This is a genomic window from Streptomyces noursei (genome assembly GCF_016917755.1).
Lineage (GTDB): Bacteria > Actinomycetota > Actinomycetes > Streptomycetales > Streptomycetaceae > Streptomyces > Streptomyces yunnanensis.
The window spans coordinates 4,473,684-4,496,416 of the sequence record NZ_CP070326.1; the positions used below are offsets into that span (position 1 = coordinate 4,473,684).

The 22,733-nt window shown below is 72.8% G+C and carries 20 protein-coding genes and 1 tRNA gene; 13 read left to right on the forward strand and 8 right to left on the reverse strand.

All coding sequences use genetic code 11. From position 1 onward, the window contains the following. The first annotated feature begins 132 nt into the window (after nt 1-132). On the forward strand, nt 133-630 hold the full coding sequence (locus JNO44_RS19620) for a MarR family winged helix-turn-helix transcriptional regulator (protein ID WP_039635569.1): 498 nt from the start codon (nt 133-135) through the stop codon (nt 628-630). Nucleotides 631-881: 251 nt separating this feature from the next. On the opposite strand, the gene JNO44_RS19625 is transcribed toward JNO44_RS19620, so the two are convergent. Together JNO44_RS19625 and JNO44_RS19630 are read right to left on the reverse strand one after the other, a co-directional pair. Further along, nucleotides 882-2,417, reverse strand: a complete 1,536-nt coding sequence (locus JNO44_RS19625) for an MFS transporter (RefSeq protein WP_205365484.1) — start codon at nt 2,415-2,417, stop codon at nt 882-884. 376 nt (nt 2,418-2,793) lie between these two features. Continuing rightward, nucleotides 2,794-3,420 carry a TetR/AcrR family transcriptional regulator gene (locus tag JNO44_RS19630; RefSeq protein WP_235093572.1) on the reverse strand — a complete coding sequence of 209 codons (627 nt, stop codon included), beginning with the start codon at nt 3,418-3,420 and terminating at the stop codon, nt 2,794-2,796. 352 nt (nt 3,421-3,772) lie between these two features. On the opposite strand from JNO44_RS19630, the gene JNO44_RS19635 reads away from it, so the two are divergent. Beyond that, nucleotides 3,773-5,191, forward strand: a complete 1,419-nt coding sequence (locus JNO44_RS19635; protein WP_205365485.1) for a M6 family metalloprotease domain-containing protein — start codon at nt 3,773-3,775, stop codon at nt 5,189-5,191. A gap of 39 nt (nt 5,192-5,230) precedes the next feature. Here JNO44_RS19635 and JNO44_RS19640 read toward each other — a convergent pair whose 3' ends face one another. After that, nucleotides 5,231-5,872, reverse strand: coding sequence for a TetR family transcriptional regulator (locus JNO44_RS19640; RefSeq protein ID WP_039635565.1), 642 nt, complete (start codon nt 5,870-5,872; stop codon nt 5,231-5,233). A gap of 158 nt (nt 5,873-6,030) precedes the next feature. On the opposite strand from JNO44_RS19640, the gene JNO44_RS19645 reads away from it, so the two are divergent. The 5 genes from JNO44_RS19645 (at nt 6,031) to recQ (ending at nt 9,122) form a co-directional block, all read left to right on the forward strand. Next, on the forward strand, nt 6,031-6,195 hold the full coding sequence (locus JNO44_RS19645; RefSeq protein ID WP_039635563.1) for a small hydrophobic membrane protein: 165 nt from the start codon (nt 6,031-6,033) through the stop codon (nt 6,193-6,195). Then, nucleotides 6,192-6,497, forward strand: a complete 306-nt coding sequence (locus tag JNO44_RS19650) for a hypothetical protein (RefSeq protein WP_205365486.1) — start codon at nt 6,192-6,194, stop codon at nt 6,495-6,497. Before JNO44_RS19645 ends, JNO44_RS19650 begins: the two co-directional genes overlap by 4 nt. Nucleotides 6,498-6,595: 98 nt before the next feature. Next, nucleotides 6,596-6,668 (forward strand) — tRNA-Arg (locus JNO44_RS19655). 114 nt (nt 6,669-6,782) lie between these two features. Continuing rightward, the gene (locus JNO44_RS19660) at nt 6,783-7,007 is read left to right on the forward strand and encodes a cold-shock protein (RefSeq protein ID WP_205365487.1); all 225 of its coding nucleotides are present in this window, start codon (nt 6,783-6,785) and stop codon (nt 7,005-7,007) included. Between the two features lie 123 nt (nt 7,008-7,130). Further along, nucleotides 7,131-9,122 carry a DNA helicase RecQ gene (gene recQ, locus JNO44_RS19665; protein ID WP_205365488.1) on the forward strand — a complete coding sequence of 664 codons (1,992 nt, stop codon included), beginning with the start codon at nt 7,131-7,133 and terminating at the stop codon, nt 9,120-9,122. 23 nt (nt 9,123-9,145) lie between these two features. Here recQ and JNO44_RS19670 read toward each other — a convergent pair whose 3' ends face one another. Next, nucleotides 9,146-10,429 carry a sensor histidine kinase gene (locus JNO44_RS19670; protein WP_205365489.1) on the reverse strand — a complete coding sequence of 428 codons (1,284 nt, stop codon included), beginning with the start codon at nt 10,427-10,429 and terminating at the stop codon, nt 9,146-9,148. Beyond that, a complete protein-coding gene (locus tag JNO44_RS19675; protein WP_235093576.1) occupies nt 10,426-11,187 on the reverse strand; it encodes a hypothetical protein in 762 nt (253 codons plus the stop codon). Before JNO44_RS19675 ends, JNO44_RS19670 begins: the two co-directional genes overlap by 4 nt. Before the next feature lie 359 nt (nt 11,188-11,546). Here JNO44_RS19675 and JNO44_RS19680 point away from each other — a divergent pair, with 359 nt between their 5' ends. Beyond that, nucleotides 11,547-11,831 carry a hypothetical protein gene (locus JNO44_RS19680; protein ID WP_205365490.1) on the forward strand — a complete coding sequence of 95 codons (285 nt, stop codon included), beginning with the start codon at nt 11,547-11,549 and terminating at the stop codon, nt 11,829-11,831. 76 nt (nt 11,832-11,907) lie between these two features. On the opposite strand, the gene JNO44_RS19685 is transcribed toward JNO44_RS19680, so the two are convergent. Beyond that, the gene (locus tag JNO44_RS19685) at nt 11,908-12,903 is read right to left on the reverse strand and encodes an isocitrate lyase/PEP mutase family protein (RefSeq protein WP_205365491.1); all 996 of its coding nucleotides are present in this window, start codon (nt 12,901-12,903) and stop codon (nt 11,908-11,910) included. 63 nt (nt 12,904-12,966) lie between these two features. On the opposite strand from JNO44_RS19685, the gene JNO44_RS19690 reads away from it, so the two are divergent. Then, nucleotides 12,967-13,809 (forward strand): ArsR/SmtB family transcription factor, encoded by an 843-nt coding sequence (locus JNO44_RS19690; RefSeq protein ID WP_205365492.1) that lies wholly within the window; start codon nt 12,967-12,969, stop codon nt 13,807-13,809. A 43-nt stretch (nt 13,810-13,852) separates the two neighbouring features. On the opposite strand, the gene JNO44_RS19695 is transcribed toward JNO44_RS19690, so the two are convergent. Together JNO44_RS19695 and JNO44_RS19700 are read right to left on the reverse strand one after the other, a co-directional pair. Next, the gene (locus JNO44_RS19695) at nt 13,853-15,301 is read right to left on the reverse strand and encodes a glycosyltransferase family 39 protein (RefSeq protein ID WP_205365493.1); all 1,449 of its coding nucleotides are present in this window, start codon (nt 15,299-15,301) and stop codon (nt 13,853-13,855) included. A gap of 298 nt (nt 15,302-15,599) precedes the next feature. Then, nucleotides 15,600-18,320, reverse strand: coding sequence for a D-alanyl-D-alanine carboxypeptidase family protein (locus JNO44_RS19700; protein ID WP_205365494.1), 2,721 nt, complete (start codon nt 18,318-18,320; stop codon nt 15,600-15,602). Nucleotides 18,321-18,582: 262 nt separating this feature from the next. Here JNO44_RS19700 and JNO44_RS19705 point away from each other — a divergent pair, with 262 nt between their 5' ends. The 4 genes from JNO44_RS19705 (at nt 18,583) to JNO44_RS19720 (ending at nt 22,672) form a co-directional block, all read left to right on the forward strand. Then, entirely contained in the window at nt 18,583-19,347 is a 765-nt protein-coding gene (locus JNO44_RS19705; RefSeq protein ID WP_067350192.1) for a GOLPH3/VPS74 family protein, read from the forward strand. A 302-nt stretch (nt 19,348-19,649) separates the two neighbouring features. Further along, complete coding sequence (locus JNO44_RS19710) at nt 19,650-20,516, forward strand: helix-turn-helix domain-containing protein (protein ID WP_039635548.1); 867 nt, start codon at nt 19,650-19,652, stop codon at nt 20,514-20,516. Nucleotides 20,517-20,751: 235 nt separating this feature from the next. Continuing rightward, nucleotides 20,752-20,958 (forward strand): DUF397 domain-containing protein, encoded by a 207-nt coding sequence (locus JNO44_RS19715; RefSeq protein WP_205365495.1) that lies wholly within the window; start codon nt 20,752-20,754, stop codon nt 20,956-20,958. 490 nt (nt 20,959-21,448) lie between these two features. Beyond that, on the forward strand, nt 21,449-22,672 hold the full coding sequence (locus JNO44_RS19720) for an aminotransferase-like domain-containing protein (RefSeq protein WP_205365496.1): 1,224 nt from the start codon (nt 21,449-21,451) through the stop codon (nt 22,670-22,672). The last annotated feature ends 61 nt before the right edge of the window (nt 22,673-22,733 follow it).

The following is a 22,733-nucleotide window of genomic DNA, read 5'->3' on the forward strand; positions in this document are numbered from 1 at the left end:
CGCCGCACCCGGATCCCCCGCCCGCCGAAGGCCCGCCGACCAGGGATGCAACCCCAGCCGGAGGGCCGCTATCGGCCGAAGCTTTATTGTTAAATATTCAATAACTCTCGAAGCGGTGAGAGAGTGGATGGCATGAGCAACGAACCCGCGACCGAGCCGCGCTGGCTCGACGACGAGGAGCAGCACGCCTGGCAGGCATACCTCCACGCCACCACGCTCCTGGAGGACCACCTCGACCGCCAGCTTCAGCGCGACGCCGGGATGCCGCACGTCTATTACGGCCTGCTCGTCCAGCTCTCCCGTGCGCCGCGACGACGCATGCGGATGACCGAGCTGGCCCAGAACGCCAAGATCACCCGGTCCCGTCTCTCCCATGCCGTCGCCCGCCTGGAGAAGAACGGCTGGGTCCGGCGCGAGAACTGCGCGTCCGACAAGCGGGGCCAGAACGCCTACCTCACCGACGAGGGGCTGCGGGTCCTGGAGAAGGCCGCGCCCGGGCACGTCAACGCCGTCCGGGCCGCGATCTTCGACCGCCTCACCCCGGAGCAGATCGGCCAACTCGACGAGATCTGCTGCATGATCGCCGACGGCCTCCAACCGCAGGGCGCCGACCTCCCCTGGCTCCGCTGACCTCAGCGGGGCGAAGGGAGGCCGACGCATCGCCACGCGTCCGGGTGTTTCCGCAGTACAGGGCGGCCAGGAGGCGCGGGGGCCGGCAGAGAGCGGGGCACACGCACGGGGGCGCGGGCGCACGCGGCTCGCCAGCCCCGGCCCCCACGCCCCCTGCGCCCCGCCCGCCCCCACAACCTCAGGGCGCGCAGCACCCCCACGGTCGACTCAGTGCGCCGTCAGCACAGCGTCAACGCACCGCCAGCGCAGCGTCAGTGCACCATCACCGGAATCTGCGCCTCGTCCTCGGCGCCGGCGCCGGCGTTCGCGCCCGCGCCGTCCTCCGACGAGGCCGCCGGCGAACCGCCGCCCGGTCGCCCGGTGTTGATGAGCGTGAAGGCGATCACCGCCGCCAGGGCCAGGATGCCCACCGCCCACCAGATGGCGGAGGTGTAGCCGTGCACCATCGACTGGAGCTTGAGCAGGTCCGCCGAGCGCGCGCCGGCCGCGTGCGAGGTGGCGTACGCGGTGGTGGCGCTGGCCGCGATGGTGTTCAGCAGGGCGGTGCCGATCGCGCCGCCGACCTGCTGCGAGGTGTTGACCATCGCGGAGGCGACGCCCGCGTCCCGCGGCTGGACCCCGTGCGTGGCCAGCGACATGGCCGGCATGAACGCCGTACCCATCCCCAGGCCCATCAGGACGAAGCCGGGCAGGATCAGCGCCGGGTAGGACGTGCTCAGGTCGATCTGGCTCAGCACCACCATGCCGAGCGCGGCGACCGTGAAGCCGGGCGCCATCAGCAGCCGCGGCGGGACGCGGGTCATCAGCCGGGCGCCGATCTGCGTGGAGCCGGTGATCATGCCCGCGACCATCGGAAGGAAGGCCAGACCGGTCATCACCGGCGTGTATCCCTTCACGACCTGCAGGTAGTAGGTCAGGAACAGGAAGAGACCGAACATGCCGATCACGGCCAGGCCCAGCGACGCGTAGACGCCCGCGCGGTTCCGTTCGGCGATCACCCGCAGCGGCAGCAGCGGCGCCGCCACCTTGGACTCGACCAGGACGAACGTCAGCAGCAGCACGGCCGCCGCGGCGAACAGCCCCAGCGTCACACCGGCCAGCCAGCCGTCGGACTCGGCCCGGGTGAACCCGTAGACCAGCGAGACCAGGCCGAGCGTCGCCAGGACGACACCGGGCACGTCCAGGCGGGAGGGGTTGCGGCCCTCGGCGGGCTCGCGAATGACCAGCGCCGCACCGGTCGCGGCGATCACGGCGAACGGGATGTTGACGAAGAACGTCCAGCGCCAGTTCATGTACTCGGTCAGCACGCCGCCGAGGATCAGCCCGACCGCGCCACCGCCACCGGCGATCGCACCGAAGATGCCGAACGCCTTGGCGCGCTCCCGGGCCTCCGTGAAGGTGACCGCCAGCAGTGACAGCGCGGAGGGCGCCAGCAGCGCGCCGAAGACGCCCTGGAGCGCCCGCGCGCCCAGCAGCATCCCTTCGTTGACCGCTGCCCCGCCGAGCGCGGAGGCCACCGCGAAGCCGATCAGGCCGATGACGAAGGTCCGGCGCCGGCCCCAGAGGTCGGCGATCCGGCCACCGAAGAGCAGCAGTCCGCCGAACGCCAACGCGTAGGCCGTGATGACCCACTGGCGGTTGGCGTCGCTGATGTCCAGGGCCTTCTGGGCGGAGGGCAGCGCGATGTTCACGATCGTCGAGTCGAGGACGACCATCAGTTGCGCGAGGGCGATGAATATCAGCGCTTTCCAGCGCCGTGGATCGACGTGCGCGGCGGTTTCAGACATGGGGAGGTCCACCTAGTGGTGCGTAACGGAACGTGGCAGAGGTTCTGGAGCTGAACGGACGGAAGCGGAAATCCCGGCACCCGTGAGGAGCGCGTGGCGTCGCACGACGCCCGGCACCCGAGCGCCTCGGAGGAGGCCGAAGGCGACGGAGAAGACTCAGCGGACGGAGAAAACGGAAGGGCGGAGAGGCGGAGGGGGTGGAAAGGGCTGAAGGGGCTGAAGGGGACGAGTGGAAGGAGATAAGGGGAGGGGGGAAAGAGAGGGCCGACGAGGAGGACTCAAGGAGAAGACCGACGGAGGGGGCCGGAGCCGAGGCATCGTCCCGACGTGCGGGGCGGACCGTGGCCCTCCCCTCACCGGCCGCCGCGGCTCGCGGTCAGCGGCGCCTCAGGTCCTCCAAGGTGACGGCGGAACCGGGCAGTTCGGACCGGGCGGGGGTCTGCAGGCCGTCCAGGAACAGCTGCAGATGCCGGTGCACGAACCTGTCGAAGTCCATACAGCCACTGCCCGGCAACGGGCGGGTGAGCTGGGTGAGCGCGACCATCAGGTCACCGACGGCGATGTCGGTGCGCAGCTGGCCGCTGTCACGCGCGGCACCCATGACGGCGGCCACGGCCGCGTCCAGGCGCTCACGCGCGGCGAGCAGATCGGGGTGGGCCGGGTCGACGCCGTCGGAGAGCAGCGGGCACAGCGCCCCGATCCGCTCCTCCACCGCATCGTGGACGAAGCGCCTCAGCGCTTCGAAGGCATCGGACTCCTCCACGAGGGCGCACTCCGCACGGTCCGCGATACGGGACATGACGGAGAGCGTGACGTGGTGGATCAAATCCCGGCGATCCGTGAAGTGACGGTAGAGCGTCGCATTGCCGACACCCGCGCGTCGAGCGATTTCGTCGAACGGTGCCTCGGCCCCGAACTCGACCATCGTCTCCCGCGCGGCGGCGATGATCCGCTCCCGGTTGCGCACCGCATCGGCCCGCAGCCGCGGTGGTGCAGTCTGCACACGCCCCACTCCGGTCACGTCGGCGCACTCCCTTCGGCTTTCTCCCGCATCCACGGAACCGGGGAACCACTCCCCGCTTCGTCCAACACCGAGCTAAACGGGGATCCGCTCCCCGGATATTTCCCGTCCGGGGTGTGACGTGGCCCACGCGGGCGCGGGGCGCGTCGACCGCGGCGGCCGCGCCCGGGGCCGGCGCATGCCGGGGCGCCATCCCTCCGCACTACACCACGCCTCCATTTGACGCACCCCCACGCGCGGGCGACCATCCCCCGCCGCACGCTGAACAACATGAGGCAGAAGGCACGCGCCCAATGAACCACACCACCGGCGCCCGCAAGCTCCAGGCCGAGCCATGCGCACCCTGACACACAAGATCTGCGCCGCCCTGGCCGCGACCGCCGCCTGCGTGGCCGCCGCCACCGCCTTGACCACGCCGCCCGACGCCACCGCTGCCCCACCGCCCCCGATCGTCGCTCCCGTACCGCCGCCGCCCGGCGTCAAGCCCCTGCCGCCCCCCATCGGAGCCGTCGGCACCGCCACGGCGACCTCAAAGACCACCGCGACGGCCACCGCGAACGCCTCCGCGGGGGGCTCCGCCCCGGTGCCCCCCGTGCCCCGCCCGCCGGCCGGCGCACGCCCCAGCGGACCCTGCGCGCTCTCCGGCATCACCGAGGACGTCTCCGAGGCGGCGCCCACCCCCGCCGGCTTCGCGCACGCCTTCGGCACCGTGCGGGCCCTCACCCTCTTCGTGGACTTCCCGGACGCCCCCGCCGGCCTCTCCCCCATGGCCCGCTTCGCCGAGTTCTTCCCGGCCGTGACCGACTACTTCCGCACCAGTTCGTACGGCAGGCTGACGTACGTCCCCAAGCCGCTCTTCCGCTGGATCCGCATGTCACACCCACTGGCGGCGTACGGCATCACCCGCGGCGCCACCTTCGACCCGCACTCGAACCAGGGCTACTACGCCCTGTCCCGGGAAATCGTGCACGCCGTGGACCCGCTCGTGGACTTCCGCAACTACGACGTCGTGAACGTCATCGCGTCCCCCAACGCGGGCCCGTCGGCGACCCGCTCCGTCCTGTCGGTCACCTTCAGCGGCAGCGAGCTGGGGCTGAAGACCGGCCGCGGGGCGGAGTTCCAGAACGTCTCCTTCATCTGGAGCCGGCAATCGGGCCTGAGCGCCTTCCGGGTCCTCAACCACGAGAACGCGCACTCCTTCGGCCTACCCGACCTCTACTACACGGACGAGCCCAACGCATCGACCCCGGTGGGCCACTGGGACCCGATGGACGAGGACTGGGGGCCGACCAACGACTTCCTCGGCTGGCACAAGTGGAAGATGGGCTGGCTCACCCCCGGCCAGGTGCACTGCACACCGCCCGGCGGTGCCCCCACCGAGCACGTCCTCACGCCGATCTCCACCCCTGGCGGCACCAAGATCGTCGTCATCCCGACCGGTCCGCACGCCGCCTTCGTGGTCGAGGCCCGGGCCAGCGGCCTCCTGGACCCGATCGTCTGCCGCCCCGGCATCCTCGTCTACCACGTGGTCACCAACGTCCCCAGTGGCCGCGCCCCCATCCGCGTCGTCGACGGCACCCCGCACAGCAACGGCTGCTACAGCGACGCCCGCTACGTCGACGCGGACCTGACCGACGCCACCTTCCGCCCCGGCGACTCCTTCACCGACCGGGTGAGCGGCGTCACCGTCACCGTTCTCACCGAGAACACCGACGGCACCTACCGCGTCCGCACCACCCCGGCGCACGCCTGACCGCCCGCGGCCCAGGCCCCGCGCCCGCACCACCCCGCCTCAGGCGCCCTCCTCCTCCCAGTGCCGGCGCCCGATGCTGATCAACCGCAGCTGGCGGCGGGCGCGCCACACCACCCGTTCGACCGCCCCCTCGTCGCCCTCCTCCTGGGCATCGAGCAGTTCCCCGGCGGTGGTCACCAGCCGGTCGACGTACAGCTCGGCCAGCATCCGGACGTCCTCGTCCCGCCAACCGCCCGACACCGGCTGCGACTTGAGCGCCTCGGCGACCTCCGCCGCGAACCGGTCCAGCTCCCCGGCGATGGCGTGCCGCACGGCCCGCACCCCGCCGCGCCGCTCGCGCGCCACGAACCGCACGTGCGCGGGGTGTTCGCGCACATGCCGCTCGACGACCGCGACCGTGCGGTCTATCCGCTCCTCCGCCGCGTCCTGCTCGGCGAGGATCGCGCGCACCATCGCATGCAGGCTGCCCAGCGCCTCCTCGACGAGCGCGACGCCCAGCTCTCCCAGATCCCGAAAGTGCCGGTAGAACGCGGTCGGGGCGATGCCCACCACCCGGGTCACCTCGCGCAACCCCAGGCTGCTCAGGCTCTGCTCCTCCAGCAGCCCGAGGGCCGCGTCCAGCAGCGCCTGACGGGTTTTCTGCTTCTGCGCCTGACGGACTCCGCCCACACTGTGACTCATGTCATCCAGTAAACAACCGTTCTCCGAACCGATCCACCCACCGGCAGCCGTACACTGAAGAAGTCAGTGAACAACTGTCCTCTCAAATCTCTTCGGCCGCACTCCGCCACGGACCCGCACCGGGCCCCGCACCGGAACCGGCCCCGGAAAGGCAGACCATGCTCTTCCTCGTCGCAGCCCTCCTCCTGATGGGGATCGCGCTGGGCACCGCGGCGCACCTCCCCGTCCCGGTCACCCTCGTCGCCGCCGCGGTCATCACCGCCTGGCTGCTCGTCTTCTACCTGCGCGAACGCCGCCACCACACCGAGGGGACCGCCCGATGACCAGCCTCACCACCACCCCGGCCACCGCGACCACCCCGGCGACCGCGGCGAAGTCCGCCGCCCCGTCCCGCCCGCAGGCGGACGGCATGGCCATCGCCTCCTTCGTCCTCGGCCTCCTCGGCACCCTGGTCCTCAACATCGTCCTGGGCCCCTGCGCACTGGCCCTCGGCACCCTCGCGCTCACCCGCGGCACCACCCGCCGCGGCCGCGCACTCCTGGGCCTCGCCCTCGGCACCGCCGACCTGCTCCTCCTCGCCGCCCTCACCGCCGCCGACGGCACCCTCAGCTGGCACCTCGGCTGACCCGCCCCCGGCACACGCCCCACCTTCCCCACACCCACCCGCCCCCCACCCGCCATCCGCTACGCTTGTCGCCGGATCGGATCATCCCGATCAGCCCCGCCTCCGTAGCTCAGGGGATAGAGCACCGCTCTCCTAAAGCGGGTGTCGCAGGTTCGAATCCTGCCGGGGGCACCGGTGAAGAGGCCACCCAGGACGGTTCCTGGGTGGCCTCTTGGCGTTCAGGGGCGTTGATCGTTGATGGAAGGGAACTGCGCGGCCGGGGGGCGGAGTTCTAGGGTTCCGGCCATGGTGAATGCGACTGTGCGTGAGTGGTACGAGGAGGAGGGGTGGGGGGTGCTCGACTCTGCTGAGACTCCGGGCGGGTGCTTCGGGCACTTCTCGGACATCGAGACGAGCGGGTTCCGCACGCTGTCGGCCGGGCAGCGGGTCGAGCTCGCATGGGAAGCCCCCGGCTTCCAGCAGGACGGGTACGACTACCGCGCGCTGCGCATCGTGCCCCGGCTCGACTGACTCCCCTCCCTTCTCTCTCCCCCCCGATGTCGACGTCGGCGGCGACCGGCGGGGGTGGAGTTATCCACAGGGTCTGCGAGGGGTGGGGTGGAGCTCGTAGGCTTTCGGGGTGGTTGGGCCGACGTGGGAGTGATCGTGGACGTGGACGTGGCGGCGGAAGGTGCCCTGGCGGGCGAGGCGGTGCAGGTGCTGCGCCGGGTGTTCGGGTATGACGCGTTCCGCGGGGATCAGCAGGAGATCATCGAGCATGTGATCGGGGGCGGGGACGCGGTCGTCCTGATGCCCACCGGCGGCGGGAAGTCGCTGTGCTACCAGATCCCGTCGCTGGTGCGGCCGGGCGTCGGGGTGGTGATCTCGCCGCTGATCGCGTTGATGCAGGACCAGGTCGATGCGCTGCGGGCGCTGGGGGTGCGGGCCGGGTTCCTCAATTCGACGCAGGACTTCGAGGAGCGGCGGCTGGTCGAGGCCGAGTTCCTGGCCGGGGAGCTGGATCTGCTGTATCTGGCGCCGGAGCGGCTGCGGGTCGAGCAGACGGTGCAGCTGCTGGACCGCGGGAAGATCTCGCTGTTCGCCATCGACGAGGCGCACTGTGTGGCGCAGTGGGGCCACGACTTCCGGCCGGACTATCTGGCACTGTCGATGCTGCACGACCGCTGGCCGGACGTGCCGCGGATCGCGCTGACCGCGACGGCGACGCAGGCCACGCACACCGAGATCACCTCCCGACTGCGGCTGGACGAGGCCCGGCACTTCGTGGCCAGCTTCGACCGGCCCAACATCCAGTACCGGATCGCGGCCAAGAGCGAGCCCAAGCGGCAGCTGCTGGACCTGCTCCGCGGGGAGCACTCCGGGGACGCCGGGATCGTGTACTGCCTGTCCCGGGCCTCGGTCGAGAAGACCGCGCAGTTCCTGGTGGACAACGGGATCGACGCGGTGCCGTACCACGCGGGGCTGGACGCCCGGGTGCGCGCGGAGAACCAGGCGCGGTTCCTGCGGGAGGACGGCGTGGTCGTCGTCGCCACCATCGCGTTCGGGATGGGCATCGACAAGCCCGACGTGCGGTTCGTGGCCCATCTGGACCTGCCGAAGTCGGTGGAGGGGTACTACCAGGAGACCGGGCGCGCGGGGCGGGACGGCCAGCCGTCCACGGCCTGGCTGGCGTACGGGCTGCAGGACGTGGTGCAGCAGCGGAAGATGATCGACGGGTCGGAGGGGGACGACGCGCACCGGCGCCGCCTGTCCGCCCACCTGGACGCGATGCTGGCACTGTGCGAGACGGTGGCGTGCCGGCGGGTGCGGCTGCTGGCGTACTTCGGCCAGGAGAGCACCCCGTGCGGCAACTGCGACACGTGCCTCACGCCGCCGGAGACCTGGGACGGGACGGTGCCGGCGCAGAAGCTGCTGTCGACGGTCGTGCGGCTCAAGCGCGAGCGGGGGCAGAAGTTCGGGGCGGGCCAGCTCATCGACATCCTGCTCGGGCGGAAGACCGCCAAGGTCATCCAGTTCGATCATGACGCGCTGAGCGTCTTCGGCATCGGCGAGGACCTGCGCGAGGCCGAATGGCGGGGCGTGGTGCGGCAGTTGCTCGCCCAGGCACTGCTGGCCGTGGAGGGCGACTACGGGACGCTGGTGCTCACCGAGAAGAGCGGTGAGGTGCTGCGCGGCCAGCGCGAGGTGCCGATGCGGCGGGAGCCGGAGAAGCCGGCGCGGGCGGCCAAGGCGAAGGCCAAGGGCAAGCGGGCGCCGGTGGACCTGCCGGAGGAGGCGCTGCCGGTCTTCGAGGCGCTGCGCGGCTGGCGCGGGCGTACGGCCAAGGAGCAGGGCGTTCCCGCGTATGTGATCTTCCATGACGCGACGCTGCGGGAGATCGCGGTGACGCGGCCGACGAGCATCGCCGAGCTGGGCACGATCAGCGGAGTCGGCGAGAACAAGCTCGCCAAGTACGGGGAGCCGATTCTGGAGGTGCTGACCGGAGGCGGCACGGCGGACGAGGGCACGGACGAGGGGACGATCGCGCGGGCGTCGGGGACGGCCGGGGCAGCGGCGGCAGCGGCAGCGGCGGGAGTCGAGGAGGACGAGGTGCTGCCGGAGCCGCCGGACGACATCGACTGGTGAGGGGCGGCGCCGGCGGCCCGCGGCTAGGGCGTGTCCGGCGGGGGCTGGGGCGGGAAGGTCAGGACGGCGCGGGCGCCGCCGTCGGGGGCGTTGCCGAAGTGCAGGTCGGTGCCGAGGACGGCGGCCTGTCCGACGGCGATGGTCAGACCCAGGCCGTGCCCCCTGCCCCGGCCGGGGGCGTCGGTGCGGAAGCGCTGCGGGCCGTGGTGCAGCAGTTCGTCGGGATAGCCGGGGCCGTGGTCGCGGACCTCGATGGTGGGGGTGCCGCCGGGCGGGGCGTCGACGGTGACGGTGACCGGGGGCCGGCCGTGCCGGTGGGCGTTGAGGACGAGGTTGGCGAGGATGCGGTCCAGGCGGCGCCGGTCGGTCTCGACGACCGTGTCGGCGCGGATCCGCACGTCGGCTTCGAGGCCGGTGGCGCGTACGGAGCGCAGCACCAGCGGGCCCAGTTCGTAGGCGGCGAGGTCGGCGTGTTCGATGCCGCAGTCCAGTCGGGAGATCTCCAGCAGGTCCTCGGTGAGCCGGTGCAGGGCGCGCAGCCGGTCGTTGATCATCTCCTTGGGGCGGCCCTCCGGGAGGAGGGCGGCGGAGGCGAGGATGCCGGTGAGCGGGGTGCGCAGTTCGTGGGCCACATCGGCGGTGAAGCGCTGCTCGGCCTGGAGGCGGCTCTGGAGGGTGGCGGCCATGGAGTCCAGGGCGGCTGCCACGGCGGCCAGCTCGTCCTGTGCCGCGCGCCCGCCGCGCGGGCTTCGACCTGCGGTTTCGCCGACCCTGGCGTCCAGGTCCCCGGCGCTGATCCGGCGGGCGACGGCCGCTGTGCTGGTCAGCCGGCGGCTGATGTGCCGGGCCAGGAAGAGGCCGGCCGCCGCGACGGCCGCGGCGGCGAGCACGGCCGAGCCCCAGATCGCGGTGTCGAACTTGTCCAGGGTCCAGCGGGTGTTCCCGTAGGGCGACCAGACGGCCATGATCTGGTCGCCGGCGGGCGCCGCCGCCCACATGACGGGCCGTCCGCGATAGCTGCCGACCATGCTGCCGCGCCGTCCCTTGCGCACCAACTTCCTTAGCGCATCGGGGAGTTCGGGCGGGTCAAGGACGGAGTTGATGCCTTCGCGCGAGGTGCCGTACTCGAAGAGGTCCAGGGCGGTGTCGAGGTCGGCGCGGGTCTCCTTGCGGACCTGGCCGACGGTCTGGCGGGCCACCGCGTTGTGGACGAGCACGCCGAGGACGGCGGCGACCGCGCAGCACACCGCCGTCACGGTCAGCGAGATCTTCCAGCGCAGGGAGACGGCGGGGCGGGGGCGCCTCACGGGGGATTCCCGGCGAAGCCGACGGCGGGGGCGGGGAGCGGTGCGGGGGCCGGCGAGGAGGGCTGGCCCTTGCGGGCCACGTCGAGGGTGAGGTCCCACAGGCCCATGGAGCGGCCGTCCCAGACGTAGTCGGTGACGCTGACATAGCGCGGGTCCTTGGTGGGTTCGCGGATCGCGAGGTGACCGGCCGCGAGCTCGACGCCGGCCAGTACGCCGCGCAGGGCGAGGATCCTGGTGACCACCGCGTGCCGGACGGCGTAGACGCGCAGCTCGCTGGTGCGGCGGTCGAGGTCGACGACGGCGATCAGGTCGGGCTTGCCGTCGTCGGTGAGGTCGTGCAGCTCCGGGCGGCGCACGGAGTCGGGGCGGGGCGGGGTGCCGCCGGAGGAGGTGAAGTCCGCGTCGAGGACGGTCAGCGGGTCGACGTCGGCCATGGTGCCGCTGGGGATGCGGGGGAGGGCGGGGAGCGGCTTGAGGGCGGCCGGGTTCTCGTTCTCGCGCAGCGGGGCGGGCGAGTGCTGCGGCCAGAGGGCCAGCGGCGCGTTCACCCGGCGGGCCCGGCCCTCGTCCTTGAGGCCCTCGGGGCTGGCGCACCCGGCGAGGAGGGCCGGGGGGAGGAGCGCGAGGGCCAGCGCGAGCGGCGCGGCGAAGGCACGCGGGACGGGCGCCGGGGTGCGCGGGCGGGCGGCCGGCGCGCGTCCTGCGGGACGGAGCGCGGGACGGGAGGCGGGGCGAACGATGGGTCGAAATAGGGACATAGCCTGACCAAGTTACCCAAGGCGGGGGGCTCGGGAATCTTCGGGACGGCCGTTCCGGCGGTGTGCGCGGATGGTTGGGCCGGGTGGCGGGCCGGACGGGGCCCGGGCGGGACGGTGGCCCGGGCGGCGGGCGGCGGGCGGGGGCGAAGGCCGAGGGCGACGCACCCGTACGACCGGTCCGTACGACCGGTCCGTACGACCGGTCCGTGCGGCAGTCCGGCGGCTCCGTCACACGACTGTCCGGAGAGGTGGGGCTGACTGTTACACAACCTACGGATCACCGTTATCGACCCTCCGTAGCGTGCTCTCACGTACCGCATCCCCGGGCAGCCGCCGGCCGCCCCCGTCGAGGAGTCTCCATGCGTGGTCCGCACCGCTCCGTGATCCGTTCCGCCACCGTCGCGACCGGTGCGCTGGCCGTCATGCTGCTCCCCTCGGGCGCCGCATTCGCCGCCGACACCATGGCCCCGACGGAGAGCCGGACGTCGATCATCCTCCCCGACGAGGGGCTGGCCGGGCTCGCGGAGAAGGCCGAGCACCTGCCGAAGGCGGGCCTCATCGGTGGCGCCGCCGCGCTGGGCGCGGTCGGCGTGGGCATCGCGCTGCAGCGCCGCCGGCAGGAGTCCGCGGAGCGGGCGCACTGACCACACCGGCCGCACTGACCACACCGGCCGCACCGACCACACCGGTCGCACCGACCACACCGGTCGCACCGGCCGCCTAGGCCCCGTCGTCGCCGACGGACCGGTCGCCTCCTCCCCCGGCCAGGTGCTGCACCTCTCCGTAGGCCGGTACTTCCCCGTACACCGGCCCCCCGCCGATGCCGTACCCGGGCGACGCACCGCCGCCGTCCGCCGGCGACTCCCCCGTGCCACCCCCTGACGCCGCGCCGGCCCGGATCGCGTCCGCCGCCGCGCAGGCCGCCCCCAGGGCCGTACGGAACAGCAGCGAGCCGGTGCTGATGCGGCGCACGCCGAGGTCGGCCAGCCGGCGGACGGTGTGCCGGCCGGGCGCGAAGAGGATGTTCAGCGGTGCGGCGACGGCGCGGACGAGCACCGTGATGTCCGCGTCGGCGGTGACGCCCGGTACGAAGACGCCGTCCGCGCCGGCGGCCACATAGACCTCCGCGCGGGCGAGCGCCTCCGACAGCGGCGGCGGACTGTCCACCAGCCAGTGGGTGTCGATCCGGGCGTTGACGAAGAGGCCCGGGGTGCGCTCCTTCACCGCCGCGATCAACTCGGCCTGGTGGGAGGGGTCCTGCAGCCCTCCGCCGCCGGGCAGCCCGTCCTCCAGGTTGATCCCCGCCGCGCCGTGGCGCGCCAACTCGGCCGCCAGGTCGGCGACATGGCCGGGCCCGCCGCCGAATCCGCCCTCGATGTCGACGGTGTACGGGCAGGGCAGCCGGCCCGCGAGCCGGCGCGCCAGGGCGAGGGTGGCGGCCCGGACCTCGGGGCGGCCCTCGCCGTCCGGGTAGCCGTGCGCGGCGGCGACGCCCAGGCTCGTGGTGCCGATCGCGGGGTGTCCGGCGTTGGCGAGGGCGACGGCCGAGGCGCTGTCCCAGGCGTTGGGGAGCAGCAGCGGACGGCCGGGGGCGTGGTGCAGGGCCCGGAACTCATGAAAGACGGCGGAGACGGCGTCGTCCGGAGTGCGGGAGGCGGCGGGGTGCGGGACCGGCCGCGGCGTGGCGTCCCTGTGCTGGTGCGGGTCACTGGTCATGCGGGCACCGTAGGGCGATGACGTATCGGTGGTGGCCGAAGTGTCGCGGCGGACAATGGAGCCATGACGTCGGCGAAGCGGACATCGGAACGGGCACCGGCCGCCGCACCGGAACGTGCGGAGCCCCGGGGGTGGGATCCCGGGCGGCGGGCGGCGGCCGGGACGGCGTCGGCGCGGCCGGGGCCCCCGGTGGCCCCCGACCACAGCCATGAGCTGTCCCGGTTGGCCGCGCTGCTGGCGGACCGCACCCGGGCCGCGTTCTGCCTGGCGCTGCTCGACGGGCGGGCCTGGACGGCCGGCGAACTCGCCGCCTACGCGCGGGTGGCGCCCTCGACGGCCAGCGAGCACCTGTCCCGGCTGATCGACGGCGGGCTGCTCGTCGAGCGGCGGCAGGGCCGGCACCGCTACGTCCAGCTCGCCGGGCCGCGCGTCGCCGAGCTGCTGGAGTCGGTGACCGCCCACCTCGACCCGCCGGCAACGGCACCGCGCGGACTGCGGGCGGCCACCGCGTCGGCGGCGCTGGCCCGCGGCCGCACCTGTTACGACCACCTGGCCGGGCGGCTCGGCGTCGCCCTCACCGACGCCATGGCCGTCCGCGGCCTGCTGGACCAGGACGGCGGTTTCGCGCTCACCGACACCGGCCGGGAGTGGTTCGAGGGCGCGCTGGGGATCCCGTCCGACGCGCTGCGCGCCGGCCGCCGCCCGCAGGCCCGGGGCTGCCTGGACTGGACCGAGCGCCGTCAGCACCTCGCCGGCACGGCCGGCGCGCGGCTGTGCGAACGACTGCTGGAACGGCGCTGGATCCGCCGGATCGGGACCGGGCGGGCGGTCCGCCTCACCCCGGAGGGCACCACCGCCCTGCGGGAGCTGCTGGGGCTCGACGAGGAGGCGGCGGGGCTGGTGTGACGGGCGGCAACTCCCGCGGTCGGGCCGGCCGGGGCCCGCGGGCTCAGCAGCGGTCCCCGCCCCCGGGGTGGCCCACCCGCGCGTAGAGGGTGATCCGCGCCCCGGGCACCGCCGCGCTGCGGCAGACCGCGAACGCCGAACGCAGCGTGGCCCGTTTGGCCAGCTCCTGGTCGCTGGTGTCGAGCGGCTGCCCGGCCGGATCGCCGGCGACCACGATCCGACGACTGGTCAGCATCCGGTCGCGGATCTCGTCGCCCGACACCTCCGTCCCGTAGAGGCTGTGGGACGCCACCGGGCTCCGCTCCAGGGCCAGATCGCGCAGTCCCCGGAAGTCGTGCGGCCGGGTCGCGCGCCAGATCCGGCGGCGGGACGGCGTGAAGAGCAGCCCGTCGCCCGGCTCGGACATCCGGCGGACGGCCTGCGCGATCGCGGTCACGTCGTCGTCCCGGCTGTCCGGGCTGCGCAGGTGGACATCCACGGGTAGCAGCGCGGCCAGCGCCAGCGCCACCGCGGCCGGCCACCGCAGCCGCCGGCCGCGGGTCCCGCCCGCCGCGCCGGCCGGCCGCAGCAGTCGGGCCAGCGCGGCGCCGGCGAGCAGCGCGAAGCCGACGACGTAGTAGAGGACGTAGCGGTCCACGTAGGCGGGCTCGACGTTCGACAGGAGCAGCAGCAGGGCCGTGGGGAGGAGCAGCAGCGGGAGGCCGAGGGCACGCAGGCCGATCGGGCCGCGGGAGAGCACCGGGACGCGGGCGCAGAGCGCGCCGAGCGCGGCGAGCAGGGCGAAGGTGAGGAGCTGCACCGGGTCCGGCCACATGAGCCAGCTGATCTGCGCCGACTGGCGGGTGCTGAAGACGGCGACGGGGGCGAGCAGCACCAGGACGGCGCCGGCCGCGCACGTCCAGGACCGCCGGTCGCGGCGGGGCAGCCGGGCCAGGACCACGGCGGCGCCGTGCGCGGGCAGCGCCAGTGCCGCGAACTCGTGCAGCAGACAGGCGCACAGCATCAGCCCGGTGTAGCCCAGCCACCGCGCGCGGCACGGCCGGGACACGGCCAGGACCAGCAGGTACGACGCCCAGACGACCAGCGCGCAGACCGCCGCGTACGAGCGGCCCTCCTGCGCGTAGCGCTGGACGACCGGGACCAGCGCGAAGGTCAGCCCCGAGCACAGCCCGGCGCGCCGGCCGACCAGGCGCTGCCCCAGCAGGGCCACCCCGGCCGCGGCGGCGGTCATGGCCGCGACGGACGGCAGCCGCAGGCCGATCACCGCGCCGAGGGCGTCGCCGAGGGTGACGTCGTAGACGGCGAACCAGCAGTGCATCAGCGCGTAGTACAGGCCGTGCACGCAGTCGACGTGCAGCAGCGTCGCCCCCAGGTCGGGCAGGCCGCGGTGCGCCATGTCGTAGGTGACCGCCTCGTCCCGCCAGACGGCGTCCTGGCGGCGGATCCCCCACGCGCCCAGGAACAGCATCAGCCCCGCGGGCCCCAGCACCACCGCGCTCCGCGCGGCCCGTGCCGGGCGGGCGGCGGCGAGGAACCCGGCGGCGGCAGCGGAGGGGTGCGGCGGGAACGCGAGGGCCGCCCCGGCTCCGGCGGACGACGGTAATGCCCGGGTCGCCGGGTGCGGCTGCGACGGCTGGTGCGGCTGCGGCGCTTGCGACGCGTCGATGGCGGGCTCCGGTCACCTCGGGGGGCAGCGCGGCCGGACGGCCGCCGGGCGAACAGGCGAAACGGCCGGACCTCCGGAGGGATGCTAGCCATCCTCCCGGCGGTCCGGCCGTCATGCCGTCATCTCAGCCCAGTCGCGTCAGCTTCGCCCCGAAGGTGGGTTCGACCAGGTCCTTCTGGAGGGCCACCGGCACCCGCTGGGCCTCCGCCCCGGTGCCGACGATCAGCTCGCCGACCACGGTCCCGGCCTTGGCCACGTGCGGGACGGTCTTGCCACCGGCACCGACCTGCAGCCCCAGCTTCTGGCCGGGGACGCCGATCGCCGTCAGGTCCTTGGTGGCCACGACCGGGGTCTGGCCGCCCAGGCCGTCGTCCACATAGCCGACGACCTGGCCCTTCTTCACCGCGGTGGCCGAGGTCAGGGCGTTGCGCACCGCCTCGATCACCTTCTTGCTGTTGTCCTGAACCATCGTCAGGCTGTTGGCGCCATTGGGGTCCAGACCGTTGAAGTGCTGGTCCATCATCGTGCCCAGGATCAGCCGGTCCGTGCCGTCCACCGTCTTGTACGCCGCCCACGACAGCGTGCCGCCGGCCGCCGTGCTGGAGCCGGTCTTGATGCCCTTGACGCTCAGCCCGGCCACGATCAGACGGTCGTTGTTGTTGTTGATCCGCTCCGGCAGACCCGGGATGTCGGCGTTGGGCAGGGCGACTATCGGCCGGAAGGCGTCGAACTTCATGACCGCCTCGGCCAGCTTGAGCTGGTCGACCGCGGTGCTGACGGTCTTGGCGTCCAAGCCGCTGGGGTCGGTGTAGGTGGTGTTCTTCATGCCGAGTGCCTTGGCGGCGTCGTTCATCTTCTTGACGAACGCCGCCTCGGAGCCGGACTGGCTGTCCCAACGGGCCAGCAACCGGGCGATGTTGTTGCCGGACGGGATCATCAGCATCTTGAGCATGTCCTGCTCGCTGAACTTCTGACCCGCCGTGAGCCCCTTGATGCGCGACTCGCTCTCGGAGTTGCCCTGCTCCACCGTCTTGGCGTCGACCTCGATCTGCGGGCCCTTGTCGTACTTGTCCTTCAGGGGGTGGTCCCGGAGGATCACATAGGCCGTCATGATCTTGGCGACGCTCGCGGTCGGAACGGGCTTCTCCTCGCCGAACGTCCCCACGGAGCCGGAACCGACGACCTTCACCGCCGCCTGCCCCTTGGCGGGCCACGGGACGGAGAGCTGGCCGCCCTCGAAGGTGTACGACGACTTGGCGTCGCCCACGGTCAGCGTCGGGTCGGGCAGCGGCCGCACCGCCTGGACGACCGCGAAGACGACCACCAGCAGCACCGCCAGCGGCGTCCAGATCTTGAACCGCCGGACGACGGTGCGCAGCGTGGTCTCGGGCGGCGGCGGGGTGTTGGTGAGCTTCGCCAGCAGGTCGAGCGGCGGCAGCGGCTGCTGACGGGTCCGCTCGGATTCGACCTCGGCCGCGGACGTACCGGGCGCTCCGGAGGCACCGGCGTCGGGCTTCCGGTCGGACGCGGCCGGCGCGGCGGCCGGCATCGCACCGGGTGCCTTGCCCGCGGCCTTCTCGGCAGCCTTCTCAGCGGCCTTTTCGGGAGCCTTCCCGGCGGCCTTCTCGGGGGCCTTCGTCGGCGCACTGCCCGGCGCCTCGCCCTTGGCGGCGCCGTCCGCCGCTCCCCCGTCCTTCGCCGGCCCCTTCTTCTGGTCCTGGTCCTTCGGGTCCGCGCCCGGGGTGCTGCCCGGCTTGCCCAGCGGGGCCTTGGGTGCGGTCTTGCCGATCGACCGCCCCGCCGAGCCATCGTCCGCCGACTTCAGCGCCACGAACTGGCTGGTCCGCTCGGCGTCCCGCTCATCGGCGTCGGCAACGCCCTTCGCGGCGTCCTTCGCCGCGTCCTTGCCCTTGGCAACGTCCTTCGCCTTCGCGTCGGCGTCCTTGGCAACGGCGCCCTTGTCGGCGTCCTTACCGGCGTCCTTGCCGAGCTTGAAGACGGCGGTGGCCTGGTCGACGGGGCCCTCCGCGGCCCCCTCGCCGGACTCCGCCGACTTCTTGGCCTTCGCTACGGCAAACACCCGCGTCGCGTCATCGGCCGGCGCGTCCTCGGCGCCCGCGCCCTTCCCCGCGTCCGCCTTCGCCGTCTCCGCGTCGCCCTTCTCGGCCTCGGCCTTCTTCGCGTCGGCCTTCTTCGGCGTGACCGTCTTGAAGACGGCAGTCGCCTGATCGACGGCCTTGTCGTCGGAAGCGGCGTCGACGTCGGAGGCGGCGTCAGCGTCGGAGGCGCCCGCAGCCGAACCCTCCCCGGAGCCCTTCTCGGAGCCCTTCCCGGACTCCTTCACCGCGGCGTTCGCCCCGTCGGCCGCTCCGGCCTTCGCGTCCGCCGGCGCATCGGCCCGCAGGCGGCCTTCGCCGTCCTTGCCCTGCCCTTGCCCCTCGACAATGCCCTTCGCGGCCTCCTGGGCCGCCTCAGGCGCCTTCACGGGCTCCTTCGCGACCTTGGCCCCGTCGGCCTCGCCGGACGCCTGCTCGTCGGAAGCCTCCTTCGGCGCCCCCTCGGCGCCCTTCTCGGACCCCTTACCGGCATCCTCCGCGGAGTCCTTCTCGGAGCCCTCCGCAGAACTCTCCTCGGAAGCCTTCTCGGAGCCCTTTCCGGAGCCCTCCGCCGAACTCTTCCCGGAGTCCTTGCCGGAGTTCTTCCCGGACTCCCCCGCGCCGTCCCGTTCCCCCCGCTCCTCGCGGAGGACCGCCAGCCGCGGGTCCCGTTCGGTGCGCGCCGTCTCCCCCGACGACTGCTCCTTGCCCGACTTCTTGTCCGACTTGTCGGGGGACTCGCCCGCCACCGATGTCTCCTTCACTACGTCGCACTGCCCTGCCTGGTGCCAGCTGGTACCGAACGGAACCAGTGTTCCCAAGTGTCCTGTGTCCGAACTGCCGCTTTCCACTGCCACGCGAACCGGTCCCGGCCGCGCCTCTCGGAAGACGTCGCCGACCCGCTAGACGAGAACGACATACCTACCGGTTCCCTACCGAACCCCCCAGGCACCCTCGACAGATGAATGTGAGAGGGGTCACCCTGTCATTCATCCACGCGGGGAGGCTTGGATGGGCAGGAGCCGCAGAACAATTCCGGAGGAGCTTCTGCTGCTGGCTTTGGACCCGGCCACGGGCACCACAGCGCAGCCGCAGTCGCTCGACCTCGGCCTGGCCGGGGCCCAGCTAGTAGAGCTGGCCCTGGCAGGACGGATAGCCCCAGACGGGGATCGTATCGCCGTGGTGATGGCACGGCCGACAGGAGATCCGACTCTGGACTCCGCGCTCGAACTGCTGCGCCGTCGCGGCAGTCCGGTGCGCGCGGTCCACTGGATCGGCGGGCCCCGACTGGGGCTGCGCCAGACGTACCTCACCCATCTCGAACGGTGCGGCATGGTGCATGCCGTGGCCGGCCAGATGTGCGGGGTGCTGCCGACGACGCGCTACCAGGCGACGGAGACGGCCATCAGCCGGGAGATCAGGGCCCGGCTCGACAACGCGATCCGCACCGGCGTCCCACCGGACCCGCGGACCGCGGCGCTCGCCGCGCTGGCCCACGCGGTCGGCCTCGGCAAGCACCTCTACCCCGGGAACGAGGGGCGGTCATCGCGCTCCCGGCTCCGGGATCTGATCCGCCACGACCCGATGGGCGGGCTGGTCGCACACGCCGTCATGGACGTGCAGAACGGCGTCGCGGCGCAGCCGCGGCGGGGCTCGGCACCGGGCAACGGCCCGGGGGCCCGCAAGACGGCCCGTTCGACGACCGACGCGGCCGGCGTACCCGGCCAGTCGCGGCGACACGGGCACGGCAGCATGGCCCGAGTCGGCGCCCACTGAGGCCACCGGCGCCGCGACACGCGGACCGGACGCCGTCACGCACCACCGCACCACCAGGGCCGCGCCCCCGCACATCCGGGCGCACCCGCCAGCGCCACGCACCACCCCTTCCCGGACCCGTTCGGGAGCCGCAGTAAGAGGCGCGGGGTGGCGGGCCGAGCCGTTCGGACGACGGCGCGGCCCGCCACCCCGTGCGCATGTGCGCTCGCCTTCTGTGTTCATTTGACTGCGCGGTGTCCACGGAAGGTGGCAGTCTGCTCAAGAGGAAATGACAGCAGTGCGGAGCCGGAGGTGCGCGTACCGTGGCGTCCAACGTCAACCCGACCGTCAGGCGCCGTCGATTGGGCCAGGAGCTGCGCAGGCTCCGGGAGGACAAGGGCCTGACGGCGGAGCAGGTGGCCGAGCGGCTGCTGGTCTCCCAGTCGAAGATCAGCCGACTGGAGAACGGCCGCCGCAGCATCAGCCAGCGCGACGTCCGCGACCTGTGCGGGGTCTACGAGGTCGAGGACCGCCGGATAGTGGATTCGCTGATGCAGATGGCCAAGGATTCGCGCCAGCAAGGCTGGTGGCACGCCTTCGGCGACATTCCGTACAGCGTCTACATCGGCCTGGAGACCGAGGCCGCGTCGCTGCGGACGTACGAATCCCTGCTGGTGCCCGGTCTGCTCCAGACGCCCGGCTACGCCGAGGCGGTGATTCCCGGCACCATCCCGGAGCTGGCGTCGGAGGACCTGGACAAACGCATCCAGGTGCGGATGCGGCGCCAGGAGCGGGTTCAGGACGGGGAGCGTCCGCTGCGCCTGTGGGTCGTGCTGGACGAGAGCGCACTGCGCCGGGTGGTCGGCAGCCACCTGATCATGCGCGAGCAGTTGGAGCACCTCGCCGAGCTGAGCAAGCTGCCGCATGTGACGGTGCAGGTGTTGCCCTACGGCGCCGGTGCGCACGCCGGGATGTCGGGGACGTTCTCGATCCTGGAATTCGACGACGCCGCGGATTCCAGCGTGGTCTACATCGAGGGGGTCACCAGCGATCTCTATCTGGAGAAAACCAACGATGTGCACAAATACACCATCATGTACGAGCATCTGCGGGCGCAGGCATTGAGCGCGGAGGCGAGCCGCGAGTTCATCGCCGAGGCCGCGAAACGGCATGCGGACGCCATGAGTTGAGGACGAGGGCTCGGGTTGCCGGCGCGGACGGCGCAGACAGCACAGACAGCACAGACGACGCGGAATGTTGAATTCCGATGAACGGGGTCGCACGGTACACCTGAGCCACCGTGCCTGAAAAGAGATCGCGGAATACGCCATTCGGACGAGTGAACGACCCTCTACGGCCGGTGATGTTGGCGCGTAGCGTCGTTCTCACCGAATCCGCGGTAACTCAGAGTAAGGTGAAGTCACCATGGCCGTTCAGCCCAATTCAGCGTTCTCCTGGACCAAGTCCTCGTACTCCGGTGCCAACGCCTGCGTGGAGATCGCCGTGCCGGCCTCTGCGGCCATCGCGGTGCGCGACTCCAAGGACCCCGAGGGTGCGCGCCTGACGTTCGACAACTCTTCCTGGAGCAGCTTCGTGTCGGACGTCGCCGCGGGCGCGTTCGACCTGTCCTGATCTGAGCCGTCACCGACTACCGTCCGTGTGACACCAGCGCGGATACGAGCCCTCTCGACTGGATCGCCGTCCCGGCCGAGGGGGCTCGGCCATGTCCGCAGGACGACGGATGTCGGGGACCGCGGCGGGCGGTCATCGGCTGCGCCGGTCAGCGGAGTTCGGCTACGTAGTGGTCCGTACCGGGGATGGTCGGGATGGAGGGGCCACCGGCTCGACGCGGCCCAGGCCGGCGGCGGCGAGTTCGTCGGCGGTGGGGGTGGCGGCGGTGGCGTGCGGGGTGCGGCTTCCTGCTCGGGGGGCGCGTCGGTCGTCACGACGGACAGCTCTAGCTGACGTCGCGTCAGATGCGGAGAGGGGTGGGGGCGGGGCGGATCCCGGAAAGGCGGCCCAGTATGCGAACGCCCCTGCACGGCTGGCCGAAAACTGTTTAAGCTGCCTGGCGTCTGCAGCTAACGATGGTTAACGCAGCGCACGAGCGATTGGAGCTACCATGTCGGACCAGGCCCCGCCCCTTGCCACCGCACCCGTCCCCGCGCTCGCCGCGCGGGCGGCCCGGACCGGCAGCTCGCCCGTACGCGACATCCTGGCGCTGACCGCCCGGCCCGAGGTGATCTCGTTCGCCGGTGGGCTGCCGGCGCCCGAACTCTTCGACGCCGAGGGGATATCCGCGGCCTTCCGGGAGGTGCTGGCGCAGGCGCCGCAGCGGGTCCTGCAGTACTCCACCAGTGAGGGCGACCCGGCGCTGCGGGCGGCCGTCGCGGCGCGTACCACGGCCCGCGGGCTGGCCACCGACGCCGACGACCTGCTGATCACCACCGGCTCCCAGCAGGGGCTGACGCTGCTGGCCACGGCGCTGCTGGAGCCGGGCGACGTGGTGCTGGTCGAGGACCCCTGCTATCTGGCGGCGCTGCAGATCTTCTCCCTCGCGGGCGCCCGGGTGGTGGCGGTGCCGACCGACGACGAGGGGCTGGACCCGGCGGCGCTGGACGAGGTCGCCGCCCGCGAGAACCCCAAACTGCTCTACGTCATCCCGACGTTCCAGAACCCCACCGGTCGCACGCTGAGCGCGGAGCGGCGGGCCGCGGTCGCCGAGGTCGCCGCCCGGCGCGGGCTGTGGATCGCCGAGGACGACCCGTACGGCGAGCTGCGCTTCGAGGGGGAGCCACAGCGCTGGGTCGCGTCGTTCCCCGGGGCCGAGGACCGGACGGTGCTGCTGGGCTCGTTCTCCAAGGTGATGGCGCCGGGGCTGCGGCTGGGCACGCTGCGGGCGCCGGCCGGGTTGCGGCGGGCCTGTGTCATCGCCAAGCAGGCCGCCGACCTGCACACCTCGACCGTCGATCAGGCCGCCGCCGCACGGTACTTGACGGCCTGCGACCTGGACGCGCACCTGGCGCGGGTCCGCGGCGCCTATCGGGAGCGGCGGGACGCCCTGCTGGCCGGGCTGTCCGCGGCGCTCCCCGAGGGCTCACGCTGGAACCGCCCGGCGGGCGGGATGTTCGTGTGGGCGACGCTGCCGGCGGGGTACGACGCGACCGCGCTGCTGCCGGAGGTGGTGCGGCATGACGTGGCGTACGTGCCGGGGGCGCCGTTCTTCGCCGGGCGGCCGGACCCGGCGGCGATCCGGCTGTCGTTCGTGACCCATGGGCCGGCGGAGATCGGCGAGGGGCTGCAGCGGCTGCGTGCGGGGATCGCGGCGGCGCGGCGGGCCGGGTAAGCCGGACGGCTGGCCAACGGACCCGTCCGCGGCGGAAATTCCGCTTCCCTCGGGCCCGGCC